The sequence below is a fragment of the Pseudomonas hormoni genome (assembly GCF_018502625.1).
GTDB classification, from domain to species: domain Bacteria; phylum Pseudomonadota; class Gammaproteobacteria; order Pseudomonadales; family Pseudomonadaceae; genus Aquipseudomonas; species Aquipseudomonas hormoni.
This window is the reverse complement of record NZ_CP075566.1, coordinates 2,838,895-2,856,091: the sequence shown is the minus strand read 5'-3', so window position 1 is coordinate 2,856,091 and position 17,197 is coordinate 2,838,895. Positions and strand designations below refer to the sequence as shown.

At 59.1% G+C, this 17,197-nt stretch carries 14 protein-coding genes; 4 read left to right on the top strand and 10 right to left on the bottom strand.

Annotated elements, in window-relative coordinates; genetic code table 11:
- Positions 1-3: 3 nt before the first annotated feature.
- From KJF94_RS13225 to KJF94_RS13210, 4 genes are all read right to left on the bottom strand, one after another.
- Entirely contained in the window at positions 4-2,217 is a 2,214-nt protein-coding gene (locus tag KJF94_RS13225; protein ID WP_214384056.1) for a hypothetical protein, read from the bottom strand.
- Between the two features lie 42 nt (positions 2,218-2,259).
- Positions 2,260-3,438, bottom strand: a complete 1,179-nt coding sequence (wecB, locus tag KJF94_RS13220; RefSeq protein ID WP_250548277.1) for a non-hydrolyzing UDP-N-acetylglucosamine 2-epimerase — start codon at positions 3,436-3,438, stop codon at positions 2,260-2,262.
- A gap of 638 nt (positions 3,439-4,076) precedes the next feature.
- A complete protein-coding gene (locus KJF94_RS13215; protein ID WP_214384054.1) occupies positions 4,077-4,502 on the bottom strand; it encodes a hypothetical protein in 426 nt (141 codons plus the stop codon).
- Between the two features lie 110 nt (positions 4,503-4,612).
- Complete coding sequence (locus tag KJF94_RS13210; RefSeq protein WP_214384052.1) at positions 4,613-5,518, bottom strand: alpha/beta fold hydrolase; 906 nt, start codon at positions 5,516-5,518, stop codon at positions 4,613-4,615.
- Between the two features lie 102 nt (positions 5,519-5,620).
- On the opposite strand from KJF94_RS13210, the gene KJF94_RS13205 reads away from it, so the two are divergent.
- Positions 5,621-6,634 (top strand): GlxA family transcriptional regulator, encoded by a 1,014-nt coding sequence (locus tag KJF94_RS13205; RefSeq protein WP_214384050.1) that lies wholly within the window; start codon positions 5,621-5,623, stop codon positions 6,632-6,634.
- 497 nt (positions 6,635-7,131) lie between these two features.
- Positions 7,132-8,529 carry an MFS transporter gene (locus KJF94_RS13200; protein WP_214384048.1) on the top strand — a complete coding sequence of 466 codons (1,398 nt, stop codon included), beginning with the start codon at positions 7,132-7,134 and terminating at the stop codon, positions 8,527-8,529.
- Between the two features lie 261 nt (positions 8,530-8,790).
- On the opposite strand, the gene KJF94_RS13195 is transcribed toward KJF94_RS13200, so the two are convergent.
- The 3 genes from KJF94_RS13195 to KJF94_RS13185 all read right to left on the bottom strand — a co-directional run bounded on the left by KJF94_RS13195 (position 8,791) and on the right by KJF94_RS13185 (position 10,767).
- The gene (locus KJF94_RS13195) at positions 8,791-9,411 is read right to left on the bottom strand and encodes a LysE family translocator (protein ID WP_214384046.1); all 621 of its coding nucleotides are present in this window, start codon (positions 9,409-9,411) and stop codon (positions 8,791-8,793) included.
- A 34-nt stretch (positions 9,412-9,445) separates the two neighbouring features.
- Positions 9,446-10,174, bottom strand: coding sequence for a hypothetical protein (locus KJF94_RS13190; protein WP_214384044.1), 729 nt, complete (start codon positions 10,172-10,174; stop codon positions 9,446-9,448).
- 98 nt (positions 10,175-10,272) lie between these two features.
- Complete coding sequence (locus KJF94_RS13185; RefSeq protein ID WP_214384042.1) at positions 10,273-10,767, bottom strand: PaaI family thioesterase; 495 nt, start codon at positions 10,765-10,767, stop codon at positions 10,273-10,275.
- Between the two features lie 262 nt (positions 10,768-11,029).
- On the opposite strand from KJF94_RS13185, the gene KJF94_RS13180 reads away from it, so the two are divergent.
- On the top strand, positions 11,030-13,600 hold the full coding sequence (locus KJF94_RS13180) for a bifunctional diguanylate cyclase/phosphodiesterase (RefSeq protein WP_214384859.1): 2,571 nt from the start codon (positions 11,030-11,032) through the stop codon (positions 13,598-13,600).
- Positions 13,601-13,631: 31 nt separating this feature from the next.
- On the opposite strand, the gene KJF94_RS13175 is transcribed toward KJF94_RS13180, so the two are convergent.
- A complete protein-coding gene (locus KJF94_RS13175) occupies positions 13,632-14,036 on the bottom strand; it encodes a RidA family protein (RefSeq protein WP_214384040.1) in 405 nt (134 codons plus the stop codon).
- Between the two features lie 143 nt (positions 14,037-14,179).
- Between KJF94_RS13175 and KJF94_RS13170 the strand changes: the two genes are divergently transcribed.
- Complete coding sequence (locus KJF94_RS13170; protein WP_214384038.1) at positions 14,180-15,118, top strand: LysR family transcriptional regulator; 939 nt, start codon at positions 14,180-14,182, stop codon at positions 15,116-15,118.
- 45 nt (positions 15,119-15,163) lie between these two features.
- On the opposite strand, the gene ahr is transcribed toward KJF94_RS13170, so the two are convergent.
- Both ahr and KJF94_RS13160 read right to left on the bottom strand, forming a co-directional pair.
- Entirely contained in the window at positions 15,164-16,195 is a 1,032-nt protein-coding gene (gene ahr, locus KJF94_RS13165) for an NADPH-dependent aldehyde reductase Ahr (protein ID WP_214384036.1), read from the bottom strand.
- Positions 16,196-16,294: 99 nt separating this feature from the next.
- A complete protein-coding gene (locus tag KJF94_RS13160) occupies positions 16,295-17,053 on the bottom strand; it encodes a sulfite exporter TauE/SafE family protein (RefSeq protein WP_214384034.1) in 759 nt (252 codons plus the stop codon).
- Between the last annotated feature and the right edge of the window lie 144 nt (positions 17,054-17,197).

Below are 17,197 nucleotides of genomic sequence, written 5' to 3'. Positions count from 1 at the left end.
CCGTTACTGGCGATTGCGACGGGCGTTACGGCCGGCCAGCAACAGGATGAGAACCAACAGGATGCCACCCGGAATCAGCCACAACAGCGATGGCGTGCGCCAGGCGTCGAGACCCTTGGGTTCTTCGTTGTCGATCAATTGGTTGCCGCTCGGATCCTGGGTGTCGAAGGTGGTCAGTGCACCGTTGTCGCCGAGGATCGCCACATCGCCGCGGGTCAGCAGAATCTGTTTGGCGAAGCGTGGTGCGTCAGTGCCCAGCGGTCGATAGACCAGACCGTGCTGTCCGCCGGCATTGACCACTTGCAACGAGGCCAGGTGGTTGAGGGGATGCACGTCCAGCAACACCTGATCCTTGTGATTGATGCGCAGGCGACCCTGCTCATCCGCTTGTACCGATTCCTTGCTGTCCTTGATCGGCAGCTCGAAGGCGAGGAAGGCTTTGTCCGGTGTGACCGAAATCTTTGGATCGGCACTGACTTTCAGTTGTGCCCGCAGCGGCGAAACCCCGGCGCCGTCAGCCACCGAAATCACTTGCGGCAAGCTGCTTGCCGGGTGGTCGAGGTAGGCCTGGGGCACGAGGATTTGCGTGTCCATGGCAAAGCGCGCAGCCATGCCGGAGAAGTCATCACCCAGGGCCGTTTTATCCAGCACGATATGGCTGGTTGGCAGCACCGAGACCGGGAAGGCTTGTGGCGTTTCCAGGCAGCGATCACTCACTGGCTGGCGCTGGAACGACACACGCAAAACGTTCGTTGCGCCCACCGCATAACGCGGGATACGCGCTTCGATGCGCTGCATTTCACCGTTGGCCACGAGCTGTTGCGCGCCAATCAGATAGTCGTTGAGAAACAGCGAGGCCACCGGCGCGGTGTCCGAGGCGCCAGGCGCGGCAGACACATCGATCACCGCCTTGACTGGCAAGCGGCCGTCATAGGCCACGCTGCCGAGCGGGAATGAAGTGCTCCAGTCGGATTTGGCCAGCACGTCGATGGCGCCAGGATTACCGCCCAGGCGCGACAAGGCCACACGGCCGTCGGCGCTCAATGGCAACTGTGCTTCGCTGACCGTCAATTGGCGGCTGCGTGCCAGTGTGTTCCAGGCCGAGCTGAACAAGGCCAGAGCCTTGCCGGTGGCTTGCGGCGCGATCATCAGCACCGGGCGTGTGCCCAGTAGTGCCAGGCGCACGTTGTCAGTACCGGTGGCGGCCAGACCTGCGTTGATATGCCGCTCACGCCACTGCAACAGTGCGTTGGCGGCCGTGGCGTCGAGACCTTTTATCTGGTTCTGCAGCGCGTCCAGAGATGCATTGACGGCCTTGAGCAGTTGCGGGTCGTTGATGGCCAGGTCCGCCTGGACGTTCGGCGTCTGGCCCAGCATCAGCAGGGCGCCGATTTGTGCAGCGTCCGCCAGAACATGCGCACCCTTGCCGTTGAGGCTGGCGAACGCCGGAATCGTCAGCAGTTCGACGGGAATGCGCAGGCCGCTGAGGTCAACGCTGTCTTGAATGGCAGGGAAGGGCAGGATGCGGCTGTGCTTGCCGATCCGCTCCAGCGCTACCCCGAGGCGCCACGCCGCATCGTAGCTTTCGGCGGACAAGGTGCCGGACGCGACCATGATGCCCGGTTTGCCCGGCAATGCCGTCCACGCGGCGCCGACGTCCTGCAACTGGCTGGCGTCGTAGCTGTAGGTGAGGCGCGTGTCCGGTTCGATGCGCAAGACGTTGCCGATGGCGCGTTCGTCTTCGCACAACACGCGGGACACGATGGACGACCAGGCAATGCCCAGGCGCAGCGAGCCGCTGTCCCGCGCTTTCTTGTCCACGCCGAGCGTGGCGCTGGCGTCGCCCTGAGGTTCGCTGAGCCCTTCGGCGCGCACCGGATAACCGTCCAGCGACAGCAGCAACGTGTTGCGGCCGCCTTCGCCATTGAGATAGCTGGCGTCGAAATTCAGGGTGGCCTCCGTCAGCGGCACACCCGCCGGCACCGGCAGATACAGCTCGCGACGGGCATCGGTGGAACCGAGAATGATCGGCGCGTCGATCCCCAGATCGCTCAAGCGCACCTCACGCTCCTGGCGAGTGTCGGCGTTGAGCCGGTTGATCGCCTGGGTGAGCGGGCTGTCCGCGGCCAAGGCAAAGGTCGGCATGAGCGCGAGCAGGCTCACGCCACAGGCAAGGGCACTGAGCGCACCCGTATGGATGGCAACGGAAGACTTCATTCAGGTAGATCTCGAGCTGATAAGGGGAGGAGCGTTTTTGGTTTATAGAGAGGTGAAGGCCGGTTGGTTTTTTTCGGGCCGGTGTGGCTCGGGCATGGCAACCGCGGTCGGGTGGAACCTGGGCAGCACGCGAGCCACGACGAAATCATCGACCGGGCGTCCCATCAGGGCGTCGACGATGCGCGAACTGGCCTTGCCATCCCCGTAAGGGTTGGCTGCCTGGGAGCATCGACGCCACAGCAGATCGTCATCGAACAGCGCGTTGACGCCGGCGATGATCGAGTCCGGTGAGGTGCCAACCAGGCGAACCGTGCCCGCCGCGACCGCTTCCGGGCGTTCCGTTACGTCACGCATGACCAGCACCGGTTTGCCCAGTGACGGCGCTTCTTCCTGCACGCCACCGGAGTCAGTGAGGATCACGTGGGCGCGTTGCATCAGGCGTACGAAGGCCAGGTAATCCAGCGGCTTGATCAGGTGCACGTTGGGCAGATCGCCCAGTTGCTCGGTGACCGGGCCGATGACATTGGGGTTCAAATGCACCGGATAGACGATCTGGATATCCGCGCGCCGGGCCAGATGACTCAGGGCCTTGCAGATATCGAGGAAGCCTTCGCCGAAGTTTTCCCGACGATGCCCGGTGACCAGCAGGACTTTGCGGCCGCTCTGCAGGAACGAAAACTGCTGGTCCAGGCTGGCCCGCAAGTCGGCGTCCTGCTCGATGCGTCGCGCGGTCATCTGCAACGCGTCGATCACCGTATTGCCGGTCACGAAGGTGCGACCCTGCAGGCGTTCGTCGAGCAGGTTCTGGCACGACTCGTGGGTCGGCGCGAATAGCATGTCCGCGCCCAGGTCGATGCAGCGACGGTTCATTTCTTCCGGCCACGGGCTGTAGATATCCCCGGTTCGCAGCCCGGCCTCCACGTGGCCGACCGGAATGCGTCGATGAAACGCCGCCATCGCGGCGACCATGGCTGAGGTGGTGTCGCCATGCACCAGCACCCGGTCCGGGCGGGTCGATTCCAGCACTGGGTCAATCGCTGCGTATAACGCCGCGGTCAGCGAGTTGAGCGTCTGGTGTGGCGTCATCACATCAAGGGTGTAATCAGCCTTGAGGTCGAACAGATCCAGCACCTGTTTCAGCATGCTTTGATGCTGGCCGGTGACGCAGATCTGCGAATCAATGCCCGGTTCCGCGGCGAGGGCTTTGACTAACGGCGCCATCTTGATGGCTTCCGGACGGGTCCCGAAGATCGAAAGGATTTTAATATTTTGGCGAGCGATGATGCCTTCCTCGCGCAGTTTTAGTGCGCAACACAACAGCGGCCCAGGTTTTATTGGAACTTGAGCAAGCTAGCGGTATTTGAATTTAATTAAGGTCGGGTCATCGGCGTGTGAGGTGAACTGATGTTCACTTCAGGTGAGAAAGTGCGTTGCCTGGAGCCCGGAACGCCGGATTATTAGCATCGAAGAACAGTATTTAAAAGTGTTATATGTATTTTTTTATTAAATTAAAAAGTTTGAAACTTTTGAATTTTTGGTCGGTCTTTTATAGTTTTTCGAAATTTCAGTACAGATGTTGGTGGTTGTTTGTTTAAAGATAACGTACTGATTTTCATGTATTTTATTGTGATAGTAATCCGTTCGTCGGGACGTGTGAATTATTCCGGCCGTATAAGCGTCGGGGCTGCGCTGTAAGTCATCGGCTGTCTGAAGTATAGCGGGTAATAGTCACTTAAGTGACGCCTGTATATTGTCGCGGCGCAATAATGTTTTATGTTCGGAGTCATAAGTGTTTTATAAAGGTCCCGCTGCGAGTTGGCAGGGAAAGTGTTTTGGTCGACGAAATAAAACCTGGCTGATTACTTCGCTTTCCAGTGCCCACCACCCGACTCGCAATCGATCTTCACCTGGCTCAAGTGCTCGGTGTCGTAGTAATACGTCGTCACTTGGGCATTGTCGGGAATGTTAAGCGACTTGGCGTTCTTGTCCTTACTGGTGGAATGAGGGTTGGCCAGCGACTCCTGAGTCAAGGTCGCGATGCAAGTGGCCTGATAATGATCGTCGCACTGTTCGACCTTCTTCTTGGTGCTGGTCGTCATTTCCTTGCTTTCATTGCTGCATGACCAGTCGATGGAGTTTACCGGCATGCCTTCGTACTCATAGCAGCTATGGGATTCGACCACGGGCACCGAAGGGCTTTGGGAGCGGGTCAGTACGTCGCAGCCTTCAGCGAAAACCAGGGTCGGGCTGAGACTGGCGATCAGAAACAGAACTCTACTGTTCATCGAGGTTTCCTCTACAAGGGCGCCTTGCCGGATCAGGGGGCAGCGCTGATAAAGTTTCGAAAACACGATGACGCGCGGGGTTCCATTCGTTTTTGATCTGCTACGGGCTGTCACTGCAAAAAGTCGCGAATTGCTTGAATGGTCTGCTTGGGCGCTTCCTCCATCAGCCAATGTCCTGCCCCCGGAATCACCACTTCCGTGACGTTGTCCGCAGCGTTGCGCATGACGATGGCTTCGTTGTTGCCAAAGGATTTTTCCCCACCCACCGCCAGCACCGGCATGGTCAATCGCGTCTTCATCGACGCTTCGTTATCCACCGCATCCTGACGAATGCTGCGGAACTGCGCGAACGCCGCATGCATCGCGCCGGGGCGGGCGTAGAGTTTGGCGTAGTGCTGACGGGTTGCCTCGTCCACCTTGGTGGGGTCGCCGGCGAACTCGTTCCAGAAGCGGTCCAGGTAGATGCGCTCACGCCCGGCCACCAGCCGCTCGGCGTCCGGGCCACCGAAGTCGAAGTGCCACAGCATCGGCGAACGCACAATGTCGTTCCACGGCGGAATGCCCGGCACCGGCGCATCCATCACCACCAGGCGATCGGTTTGCTGCGGATAACGCGAGGCGTAGGCGAAGGCGACCATGGTGCCGATGTCGTGGCCGATGACCACCGAGTGTTCGATCCTCAGCGAGGCCAACACCGCACGCACGTCGCCCGCTTGCGTCTTCTTGTCGTAACCGTTTTCAGGGATCGACGACAAACCCATGCCACGCAGGTCCGGCACCACGACCGTGTGATCCCTGGCCAGGTCGGCCGCGAGTGGCGCCCACATGTCGCCGGTGTCGCCGAAGCCATGCAACAGCACCACGGCGGGTCCCTTGCCGCCGACGCGGACGTGGATTTTTGCGCCTTCTACGGGGATGTCCTGAGTATGGAACGAGGAGGGGAAGGAGGGCACGCCAGCATGGGACGGAAGGCTCAGAGTCATGAGCAGGGAAGCCGTCAGCAAGGTGCGAATCATGGCGCTGTCTCCAGAGGAACCGATGGGAGGAGCGTAGACCGTTTTGCGATATCCTGATGTACCAGACTCCCTGTCCGTTAACGCAACCGAGTGCCAAAAACATTGATCGAACGACGCCAATTTAGCGGAGGCATGAAGGGGAAGAATCTTCGCTATCTGAACGACAACCCCAACGAGCCTGTTCAAACGACACGGACAGGCTTTTTGCTGCTCGAACATTTCTCGCTGCCTGCTTTTACCCAGGCGCTGGATACGATCGTCACCGCGAATCTGCTACGACCAAAACTGTTTTCGTCCCGCACGTTCGGCTTGAGCGACGGGGAGGTCGTCAGCGACCTGGGGCTGGTGATTCGGCCGGATGCACGCATCGATTGCTCTGTGGTTCACGACCTCGATCTGCTGGTCATTTGCGGTGGCTACAGAACCGAGCTGAAGGCGACTGACGAGTTGATCAGTCTGTTGAGAACGGCCGCCGACCAGGGTGTCAGCCTGGCCGGATTGTGGAATGGCGCATGGTTCCTCGGGATCGCCGGTTTGCTCGACAGTTACCGTTGCGCGATTCACCCCGAACATCGCCCCGCGCTCGCGGAAATTGCCAAGGCCACGCACGTCACCAGCGAGCCTTTTGTCATCGACCGTGACCGGCTCACGGCATCCAGTCCGTCAGGTGCTTTCCACATGGCGCTGGACTGGATCAAGGGCTTGCACGACAAGGCGCTCGTCGAGGGTATTGAAGACATCCTCGCGTTCGAAGAGTCCCGCTACCGGCGCATCAAACCGACGGAAAATGTCTGCGTCAGCGCACCCTTGCGCGAGGTGGTGAAGCTGATGGACGCCAACCTCGAAGAGCCGCTGGAGCTGGAGCAACTGGCGGTGTACGCAGGTCGATCTCGTCGACAACTCGAGCGTTTGTTCAAGGAGCAACTCGGCACCACGCCGCAGCGCTATTACATGGAGCTGAGGATTACCGAAGCGCGTCGACTGCTGCAGCACACGGAGCTGTCCCAGGTGGATGTGCTGGTGGCGTGTGGTTTTGTGTCGCCGAGTCATTTCAGCAAGTGCTATAGCTCGTATTTCGGGTACAGGCCGTCGAAGGAAACACGGCTGGTCAAATGAGACTCTTCTGAGCCGGTTCTTCGAGATCGGCTATCTAAGCGTGCGACATGCGTTGTCGTACGACTATCTGAAATTAAAAATCTGCTGGCAATTTCGCTCAAGCTAAAGGCTATTGAGCTGCTTCGGCCCACGTCGTTTGGCCGATAGCGAAACTTCAGCGAGGGTGGACGCCGAGACGAACGGCAATTTTCCAGATTGACAGCCGGGTAGGGGACTCGCTATAAAAGGCACAGTTGTACGACGACATACGATGTTACACCCCTAAAAACAAAAACCGGGTCCCATCATGAACTCAATCCGCTTTCTCGCCTCCCTGCATGCCGCTTCATATGGTCCGGACCTGACTGCCTGCGCATTGTCTGTGCCAGCTCCGCCAACCCCCTGATCTACACGTGCTACTCGTCTGACGCGAGCCGCTGAGCGGTGTGCTGCGCGTAAGAAGTGATCTCGCTTGAAACCGAGAGATCATCACCATAATCCAATAATAAAGTGATGCCATGAATCTGAACGAGCCCATCAATCCGCAACGAATCGGCCAGGCTGTCGGCAAGTACCGCTGGACGATCTGTGCGCTGTTGTTTTTCGCAACCACCGTCAACTACCTCGACCGCCAGGTGCTCAGCCTGTTGGCGCCGGATTTGTCTACGCAATTCGGCTGGAGCAACAGCGACTACGCCAACATCGCTTCCGTGTTCCAGTTTGTCTACGCGATTTCCATGCTGTTTGCTGGCCGTTTCGTCGACAAGATCGGCACCAAGAAGGCCTACATCATCGCGATCAGTATCTGGTCGACCGGCGCCATGATGCATGCCTTTTCAGTGCCGATGGGCGAGGGCATCGCGGCCGTGTGCGGCGCGTTCGGACTGGCCGTCATCCCGGTGTCGATCGCAGGCTTCATGCTGTCGCGCGCCGTGCTGGCGATAGGCGAAGCGGGTAACTTCCCGATTGCGATCAAGGCCACTGCCGAATACTTCCCGAAGAAGGAACGCTCCTTCGCCACCGGTATCTTCAACTCCGGCGCCAACGTGGGCGCGATCCTGGCGCCGATCTGCGTACCGCTGATTGCCGGCCTGTGGGGTTGGGAAGCGGCATTCATCGTGATCGGCATGCTGGGCTTCGTCTGGGTGACCGTGTGGATTGCGCTGTACGAAAAACCCGAACAGCAAAAACGTCTCTCGGCACAGGAACTGGCCTACATCCGCAGTGATGCGCAGGTGGTTGCTACCCCGGAGCCGGGCGTCGCCGAGAAAAAAGTATCGTGGTTCAAGTTGCTGACTTACCGCCAGACCTGGGCTTTTGCCTTCGGCAAATTCATGACTGACGGCGTGTGGTGGTTCTTCCTGTTCTGGCTTCCGACTTATCTGTCGGCGCAATACGGCATGAAAGGCCAGGCCATCGTGTGGCCGCTGGCTGTGTTGTACAGCATGACCATGGTGGGCAGCATCGGCGGCGGCTGGTTCCCCAGCTACTTCATGGCTCGCGGCGATGCGCCGTATGACGGCCGTATGAAAGCCATGTTGGTGATCGCTTTCTTCCCGCTGCTGGTACTGCTGGCGCAACCCTTCGGTTACATCAGTTTCTGGGTGCCGGTGCTGTTGATTGGCGTAGGCGCGTCGGCGCATCAGGCGTGGTCGTGCAACATCTTCACCACCGTGTCCGACATGTTCCCGCAAAAATCCATCGCATCGGTGGTCGGCATTGGCGGCTTGGCCGGCGGTATGGGCGGGGTGGTGATGACCAAGGTCGGTGGTTGGGTGTTCGACTACTACAAATCGATCAACGACATTCACACCGGCTACATGATCATGTTCGGCATCTGTGCGGTGGCTTATCTGGTGGCCTGGAGCGTGATGAAACTGCTGGTACCGCGCCATAAGGAAATTACCGATCTGTAAACAGCGGGTACGATGAGGTTGAACCGGCAAGGCCCGATTTCATCGTAATGCTGTTCACACAAGACAATCTTCAGGCCAGCAAGAACTTTGTGGCGAGGGAGCTTGTCGGATCGCCGCACCGTCCCGCTTAAGTGCGTAGCACTCACAAAAATCTGCAATGGTTACCAGATTTTTGGGGCCGCTACGCAGCCCAGCGCGAGCAAGCTCGCTCGCCACAAAGGCCTTTGCGCTTAACGTTTCGTTCCCGGGCGGCTTGCCGCCTCAACGTTTACTAAAGGCCAACCGAGCGGCAAACAGAACAAAGATCATGCCCGTCGTGCGATCCATCCACTTGATCACTTTTTCACGCCTCAGAATGCCGGCGAGTGGGCGAGTCGCGGCAATCAGCATCGTTGACCAGATCAATCCGATCACCACATGGATGCTGACAAGACCAAATGTCCAGGCAACCAGTGGCTGTCCTTGCGGAATGAACTGCGGGAGAAAAGACACGTAGAAAATGCCGATCTTCGGGTTGAGGACATTCCCCGTCATGCCCTTCAGGAACCAGTTGGCCGCAGGCGTCGCGCCCGCTTCGACGGGCGACAGAGCGCTGCGCGGGCGCAACAGCATGTTCAATCCAAGCCACGCCAGGTAAGCGGCGCCGCAGTATTTCAAGAGGTCATAGGCCAGTTCCGAGACCGCAATCAAAGCGCCCAGACCAAAGGCGACGGCCGCGCCCCACAACAAGCAACCCGCATTGATGCCCAACGCAGCGCGAAGCGCCTGCTGTTTGCCTTCCACCGTGGCGGTTCTCAAGACCAACGCAGTGTCGAGCCCAGGCGTCAGTGTCAGCAACGTGGCAGCGAAGGTAAAAGCCAGAAGGTTGTCGGCGATAGACATGGGTGTGTGACTTCAAATTGAGGGTATGCGCACGTTAACACGGGCCTGGCTGAGTGCCGATGCACGCTTTTTGCCGCTCCCACGCCAGTTTGATTGCCTCAATGCTCGGCTCGAATCTGGACATGTGCCGAATCCCCACGACCGGAATCTTGCGGCTGCCAATGGTTGCAGTGAACCCATAAGTCGCCCGGTAGGAAGAAACGTCAACGTGATCCAGCGCTTCCCCATTCCCGAATCTCTCCCACAGAATCCTGGCCGCCGATGGGCTTCCCAAGCCGTTGCTGTAAGCAATGATCAACTCGGGTTCCGCTAGCGGCACCGTCACCCGCTCGAAAAAATCCATTGATTTGCGTGTCAGCGACTCCAGGCTCCCCGCCGAAGATTGCCTCGCGACTTTTTTTATGCACGCTGCATCTGCGGAGCACAGCAGCAACGCATTGGTGTAGAGGGTGTCGCGCCAGTCAAAACCAAGCTCGGCTGGCAACTCGGTCAATCGTCGGGGCAGGGGCGTCGAACCCCAGCCGCCTTCCAGGCCATGGGCGACATTGGAAAACGCAGGTTGTTCGTAGCCTGCGTGTACCGCACCGGCATTGGTGTGGATGTCGTCGGCGAGGGAGCCGTTGAAGCCGATCATGATCAGGCGCTTGCGGCTGGGCGGTGCGGCGAGCAATTCGAAGGCGCAGTCGAAGGGGCGGGCAGCGAAGTCACCGATGCCGAGGTCTTCAAGGGTCTCAAGAATAAAGTCGCGGGTTTTTAGCGGCATAGGTCTTTCCAGTTGGCATAGCAGCACAGGGAGTCGGCACCCAGGAAAAGCCTGGTAGCCCCACTTGAATCGCTCAGGTTTTTGCAGAGGGTTGCAACCTACCGGCCATGCGCAACCGCCGCCAGTTGCTCGGTATCGACGCGCACAAAAGTGGAGTCTCCGACAGCCGTGAGCACATCCTCCGCGTAGACCTCGCAGATGACGCGGGTTTTGCGTCCGACTTCACCTTCCACTTTCGCACGCAGGGTCAGCGGTACGCCCATCGGTGTAGGCTTGATGAACTTGATGCCCAGGTTGCCAGTGACGCAGTTGATGCGCGGGAGGCTGGCGACGTCGCGGTTTTCCATCCGGTAGTGATAGGCCATCGCCGTCCAGTTGGAATGGCAGTCAACCAGCATCGCGATCAAACCACCGTAAACCAGATCCGGCCAACCACAATATTTGGCCTCTGGCATGTGCTCGGCGATGACATGCTCGCCGTCCTCATGCCAGAAGCTCTTGATGTGCAGCCCGTGCGGATTGCTGCCGCCGCAGCCGTAACAAACGCCGTCAGGCGCGGCGGTGTCTTGCAGGGAAGTGTCGAGCGTGGACATACCTGGATCATCCTCAAGAATGTGAACCGGACCGGGCGGATTTTAACGCTGAACCGATAACGATGGGTGCCGCAAATTCCTGTTCGGCGCGGGCGCCAGATCTTTCCCCGGTGAAATCTCTTCATGGCTGGATCGTGTCGGGTACAGAACCATAGGCTTTAATAGAAAGCGGCCACTCATGGAATGCCCCGGCTCATCGTTCTGCCAAAGTAGCCGATAGCAGGGTATGCAAAGTACTTTTTCCAACGACAAGCGGGAATTTATGCCGAACAGTCTCGCCTCCAGTAACCCTTCTTCCTCCCGTCGTTCCAGCGTGGTACTGGCTCGGGCCTCGCTGTTCAAGTTCGTGGGTCTATTGGCAGGCGTGTTTTTACTGGCCAGCTATTCACTCGTTTACCTTGCACATGATCTAGACCGGACGGAGGAGGCCGAAAGCGCGTTCTACACAAAGAAGGCAGTCCAATCGCTGGAAAAATCGCTGCGCTCGACCGTCAAGGATTACGCATTCTGGGGCGACGCCTACAAGCACCTGCATACCGAAGTGGACCCTGACTGGGCCTTCGTACGACAGAACGTCGGACCAACGCTTTATACGGATTTCGGGGTCCAGGGACTGTTTGTCATCAACGACGTCGATCGCACTGTTTACTCTGTGGTCAAGGGTGAGCTGAAATCCGTGGAAGTCACTGAGTGGCTCAAGCAGTCCATCGCCGGGATTCTTGATAAGGCGCGTGCAGGAGCGGAAACAGAGACGCCGACAACAGCCTTCATCAATGTGGGAGGAGTGCCCGCCCTCGTCGCGGCAGCAGCTATTACGCCGGGAACCGATCCGACAGTGGTGCCTGATGACGGGCCACCTTCAGTGCTGGTTTTCGTCGACGTGTTGAACAGCGCCAAGCTGCAGATGATCGGCGACGATTTCGGGGTCGATCGTCTGCACGTTGCGACGTCCGGCGAAACGGGCACTGCGTCGCTCCTTCCTCTGGGCGATGACGGTTCGGCCGGCAGCCTGCAATGGAGTCCGGAAAGGCCGGGCCTGCGGTTGTTGGGGATAGGGTTGCCATTGATCGGCATTGCCGCGTTACTGGTGTGCCTGATGACGTGGGTCATTTTGCGTCGCACGACCGCTGGTGCGCTGGCACTTGATGCCAGCTATGCGTCACTGCAAAGCAGTCAGGACGCCCTTGCCACCAGCGAAGCACGCTTTCGCGACGTCGTTGAAGCCAGCTCGGACTGGGTATGGGAAATTGATCCCGAGTGGCATTTCACCTATTTGTCAGAACGATTCGAAGGCGTGACGGGGCTCTCCAGAGACGTCTGGATTGGTGCGGTGATCGATGATCTGCTGAGCACCGAACTGGGCACGCTGGCTCAGTGGCTCAGCATCCCGAACCGTCGTCCGGATATCAGCATTCAGTGCCGATACGTCGATACCGAAGGCCAGGAGCGAATCACTCGTCTTTCGGCTCGAAAAATGGCGGGTGGAGGGTTCCGGGGGACTGCGACGGATGTGACAGAGGAAGTCGAAGCCCGTCGGCGTATCGAATTCCTCTCACAACATGACGCCCTGACCGGGCTACCGAACAGAACCCGTCTTCAAGAGTTTCTCGACGGTAAACTCAAGGCATTGCCGACGATAGACCAGCCGCTGGTCATGCTCAGCCTGGACCTGGATCGTTTCAAACCGGTGAATGACTTGCTCGGGCATGCCGCAGGTGATCTGGTCCTCAATGAAGTGTCGAGTCGCCTGGCAGACTGCGTGCGCCATGGCGACCTGGTTGCTCGGGTCGGCGGGGATGAGTTTGTATTGATCCTGACCGACGTGAGTTCCCAGGAAGAAGTCGAGACGCTCTGTCGCCGCTTGATCGAGTCCGTCGAGCAGCCGATAACGATCGATGAGCAGGAAGTGTTCGTCAGCGCCAGTGTTGGCATTGCGATGGCGCCTCATGACGCCTGCGAGGCGACCGAACTGCTTCGCTATGCGGATATCGCACTGTACGAAGCCAAGGCCGGAGGGCGTAACACCTGGCGCTTTTATGCCGGCGATATGAACGCCAGGATCATTGAGCGCCGTCAACTGGAAAGTGACCTGCGCTTCGCGATCAAACATGGAGAGCTGCGGCTGCATTTCCAGCCACGCTTTCGTATCGCTGACGGTCAGATGGTGGGGGCCGAAGCGCTGGTCCGTTGGCAACATCCTGAGCGCGGTTTGATACCTCCCGACACGTTCATTCCGATTGCCGAGGAATCCGGACTGATTCTTTCCCTGAGCAACTGGGTTCTCGATACCGCGTGCCGCTGCGCCGCACGGTGGCCGGAAAGTTTGTTCGTATCAGTCAACCTGTCACCGACCGAATTCAAACAAGGCAATCTGGTCGAGCGCATTCAGAAAACACTCACCGACTCAGGAATCAACCCTGCCCGTGTTGAGCTGGAGATTACCGAAAGCGTCATGCTTGAAGACGCCACCGGTGCAATTGAGGTAATGCGTACGCTCAAACGTCTCGGCGTACGGATATCAATGGACGACTTCGGAACGGGATATTCATCGCTGAGCTACCTTCGCGCATTCCCGTTCGACGGCCTGAAAATTGACCGCAGCTTTTTGAACAGGCTGGCCGATAGCGAGGATGACAAGGCGATCATCCGGGCTATCGTGGGCCTGGGACGTGCGTTATCGCTGACCGTTACCGCTGAGGGCATTGAAACGGCCGATCACTTGAAATTGCTGAAGGCGGTATCGTGCGATGAAGGTCAAGGCTATTTCCTGAGCCGGCCGCTGGATATTGGTGCTTTCAATGAGTTGATAGGCCTCTTCGAGGAAGCTCGTTAGAGACAGGCTACCCACCCTGAACAACGGTCGTTCATCCCTGGACGGTTTCCGGAAGCCTGGCGATCACCTTGATCTCGAACTGGAAACCATACAGCCACGTGACGCCAATCCCGGTCAGCGTCGGGTGCGGCGCGTTGCCCCAGAACTCCGGCACGATCTTCCAGATCGTTTCGAACGTCGATTCGGGATCGACGATGAAGACGGTGACATCAATCACGTCGTCGAAGGTGCAACCGGCCGCGCCCAGGATCGCGTTCAGGTTGTTGAAGGCGAGCCGGACCTGATTCTCCAGGTCGGGCTCGGGCGATCCATCCTCCTTGCTGCCGACTTGCCCCGACACGAACAGAAAACCATTGGAGCGAATCGCCGGCGAGTAGCGATTGCGCTCATAAAGTGCTTGGCGTCCGCTCGGAAAAACCACATCACGCGTTGTCATAAAGTGCCTCCATCAAAGGGCCAAAGCCGACCCGAAACCAACGTTGAAGGGACTGTAGGGACTTGCGCCGGGGCGATAAACGAGCAACCTTGGCGATCACTGTTTGGGAAACCCAAACAATCTGATCGATACGAGGGGCGGCGATGGACCGTTTTGATGCGATGCAGGCATTTGCGCGCGTGGTAGAGGCAGGCAGCTTCACCAAGGCGGCTGACACGCTGCACATGAGCAAGACCACCGTGACCCAACTGGTGCAGCAACTGGAGGCGCGGTTGCGCGTCAAGTTGCTCAACCGTACGACGCGCAAAGTCAACGTCACCGCCGATGGCGCCGTTTATTACGAGCGGGTGATCAAACTGCTGGCCGACATCGACGACGCTGAAACCAGTCTGTCCGGCGCCTCGGCATTGCCCCGAGGGCGGTTGCGAGTCGATGTGCCGAGTCCCCTGGCGAGCATGATTCTGGTGCCGGCATTGCCCGGGTTTTACGCGCGATATCCGGACATCCAGATCGACATGGGCGTCAGCGATCGTATCGTCGATATGATCGACGAGAACGTTGATTGCGTGGTGCGCGGTGGTGAACTCACGGATCAGTCGCTGATGGCCCGGCGCGTCGCTGATCTGCCGCTCGGCGTTTTTGCAGCACCGAGCTATCTGGCTCGGGTCGGCACGCCCTCGCATCCGCGGGAGCTGGAAGAGTCGGATCATCGAATCGTCGGTTTCCTGTGGGCGCGCACCGGCAAACCGCTGCCGTATGCCATGCGCAACCACAGTGAAAGTGTGCAGGTCAAAGGTCGCTACGTGTTGGCCGTCGACGATGGCAATGCCTACCTCGCGGCCGGACTGGCCGGGTTGGGCGTACTCTGGTTGCCCAAGTACATGTCCAAAACTTTTGAGGCGAGTGGCGAGTTAGTGCCGCTGTTCGAAGACTGGCACCTCGATACGATGCCGCTTTACGTGGCGTTTCCGCCGAACCGGCATATCAGCCTCAAGTTGCGCGTGTTCATCGATTGGGTCGTTGAGGTGATGGCGCACCATGCGCCCGTGGGCGAGCGAAATGCCTTCGAATCAAAGACCTGATACGCCACTGAAGGCGCGCTCGGTGTCAGCCGACGCGCCCGTCAGTCATTTGCTGGCGTCGAGCACGACGCGGTAACGGGCCTTGCCACTGCGCAGGTGATCGATGGCTTCGTTGACCCGGCTCATGGGGAAGTGCTCGACCTGCGGCAGGATCTGATGCCGTGCGCAGAATTCCAGCATGGTCGCCGTAGTAGCAGGCGAACCGACCGGCGAGGCAGACAGGCTCTTCTGTTGGGGAATCAGGTTGAACACGTGCACGGGAATCGCGCCGGGCACGATGCCGACAAAGTGCAGGCGACCCTTGCCGCGCAGGGTGCCGAGCATGGCCGGCCAATCGAGGTCGGCATTGGCAGTGATCAGTAGAAAATCCAGGGTGCCGGCGATGGCGTTCAGCGCAGCGCTGTCGGTCGAGGCGACGACGTTGTGCGCGCCCAGACGCTTGGCTTCGTCTTGCTTGCTCAGAGACGAAGTGAAGGCCGTGACTTCGCAGCCCCAGGCATTGAGGAAGCGTAGTGCCAGGTGACCGAGGCCGCCGATGCCCACCACACCGACCCGGTCGGTCGGCTTGACGTCAAATTCCACCAGCGGGTTGAACACTGTCGAGCCGGCACAGAACAGCGGGCCAGCCATGGCGGGATCGAGGCCGTCCGGTATCGCCAGTGCCCAGGCCCAATGCGAGCGCACGCGGTCGGCGAAGCCGCCGTTGCTGCCAATGATGGTGGGTTGGGCCGTGCCACACAGGTGATGGGAACCACCGATACACGAAGCGCAATGCATGCAACTGCCCTTGTACCAGCCGATGCCCACCCGTTGCCCCGTTTCGAGACCGCGTACCTGTGCGCCCATTCGCACGATACGGCCGACCACCTCATGGCCCGGGATAAACGGGTATTGGCTGATGCCCCAATCGTTATCGATCAGCGACTGGTCTGAATGGCAGACGCCGCAATATTCCACCGCGACTTCCACTTCATCTTCTCCCAATGGGCCGGGATCGTAGCTGTAGCGCTCCAGTGGCGCGCCGGCCGCCGTTGCGGCCCAGCCAGTGAAGGACGTGAGTTCGGTGTCATCGCTCATGGGAAACCTCCAGGTCAGGAGACAGGGATTTGGCCACTTGGCTGCCGTGGCGCAGACAGCAAAGTGTAGCCGACGACTTCGAACCCTGACGCACCCGTTTCAGGCCAGATACCCGCCGACGCCGTCCCACAATAGCTTCAGGGCCGTGACGACCAGCAAGCCGTAACAGGCGCGGTACATCTGGCGTTGGTCCAGTCTTGCGTGCAGACGCCAGCCCAGCCAGACGCCGCTCGGCACGGCGAGCAAGCAGATCAGCATCAGGCTCAGCACGTTGCCCGTGGGTCTGGCCAGTAGCAGCCAAGGCGCGGCCTTGAGCAGATTGCCCACGGTGAAGAACATGCTGGTCGTTCCGGCATAGACCTGTTTGCTCAGGCCGAGCGGCAGCAAGTACATCGCCAACGGTGGCCCGCCTGAATGCGCGACCATGGTCGTGATGCCTGAAGTGAGACCGGCGGCCACGGCCTTGGGCGATGAGCGCGGCCGTACCCTGACTTCTCCGCCGGCCTTGAACCAGAGGCCGACAAAAAACAGCGTGACCGCTGCCATCACAATGGCGATCGCGCGGTGGTCCAGCACGCGAAAGAGCAGATAACCGACGCCGATGCCGACGACAAGGCCGGGTACAAGCAGCTTCAAGTCCGGTTTTGACCAGGTGGACGGCTTCCAGTAACGCAAGCCGTACACATCCATTGCGATGAACAATGGCGCGAGCAGGCCGCCGGCCGTGATCGGGTCCATCACCAATGACAGAAGCGGAATACCGACAATGGCAAAGCCGCCGCCGAACGCGCCTTTCATGAAACAGATCAGAAAGACACCGGCGAACGTGACGAGAAGGGTAGTGACGGTCAGTTCCACGGAGCTTCCTCCCTGTTTTTGTCGGCTTGAAAAACCTTCTGATCTGGAGTCGGGCACGGACACATGGGGATTTCACTCGCAATGATGACAACCCATAATCTCGATCAGCACCTGCACAATAAAAAGTGCCAGTTTTGAGGTTTC

Excerpts from the sequence above, each read along its gene's own strand:
- KJF94_RS13170 (WP_214384038.1), top strand. The coding sequence starts at position 14,180 with ATGGACCGTTTTGATGCGATGCAGGCATTTGCGCGCGTGGTAGAGGCA.
- wecB (WP_250548277.1), bottom strand. The coding sequence starts at position 3,438 with ATGGCGCCGTTAGTCAAAGCCCTCGCCGCGGAACCGGGCATTGATTCG.
- KJF94_RS13225 (WP_214384056.1), bottom strand. The coding sequence starts at position 2,217 with ATGAAGTCTTCCGTTGCCATCCATACGGGTGCGCTCAGTGCCCTTGCC.
- KJF94_RS13185 (WP_214384042.1), bottom strand. The coding sequence starts at position 10,767 with ATGTCCACGCTCGACACTTCCCTGCAAGACACCGCCGCGCCTGACGGC.
- KJF94_RS13190 (WP_214384044.1), bottom strand. The coding sequence starts at position 10,174 with ATGCCGCTAAAAACCCGCGACTTTATTCTTGAGACCCTTGAAGACCTC.
- KJF94_RS13215 (WP_214384054.1), bottom strand. The coding sequence starts at position 4,502 with ATGAACAGTAGAGTTCTGTTTCTGATCGCCAGTCTCAGCCCGACCCTG.
- KJF94_RS13200 (WP_214384048.1), top strand. The coding sequence starts at position 7,132 with ATGAATCTGAACGAGCCCATCAATCCGCAACGAATCGGCCAGGCTGTC.
- KJF94_RS13195 (WP_214384046.1), bottom strand. The coding sequence starts at position 9,411 with ATGTCTATCGCCGACAACCTTCTGGCTTTTACCTTCGCTGCCACGTTG.
- KJF94_RS13180 (WP_214384859.1), top strand. The coding sequence starts at position 11,030 with ATGCCGAACAGTCTCGCCTCCAGTAACCCTTCTTCCTCCCGTCGTTCC.
- ahr (WP_214384036.1), bottom strand. The coding sequence starts at position 16,195 with ATGAGCGATGACACCGAACTCACGTCCTTCACTGGCTGGGCCGCAACG.
- KJF94_RS13210 (WP_214384052.1), bottom strand. The coding sequence starts at position 5,518 with ATGATTCGCACCTTGCTGACGGCTTCCCTGCTCATGACTCTGAGCCTT.
- KJF94_RS13175 (WP_214384040.1), bottom strand. The coding sequence starts at position 14,036 with ATGACAACGCGTGATGTGGTTTTTCCGAGCGGACGCCAAGCACTTTAT.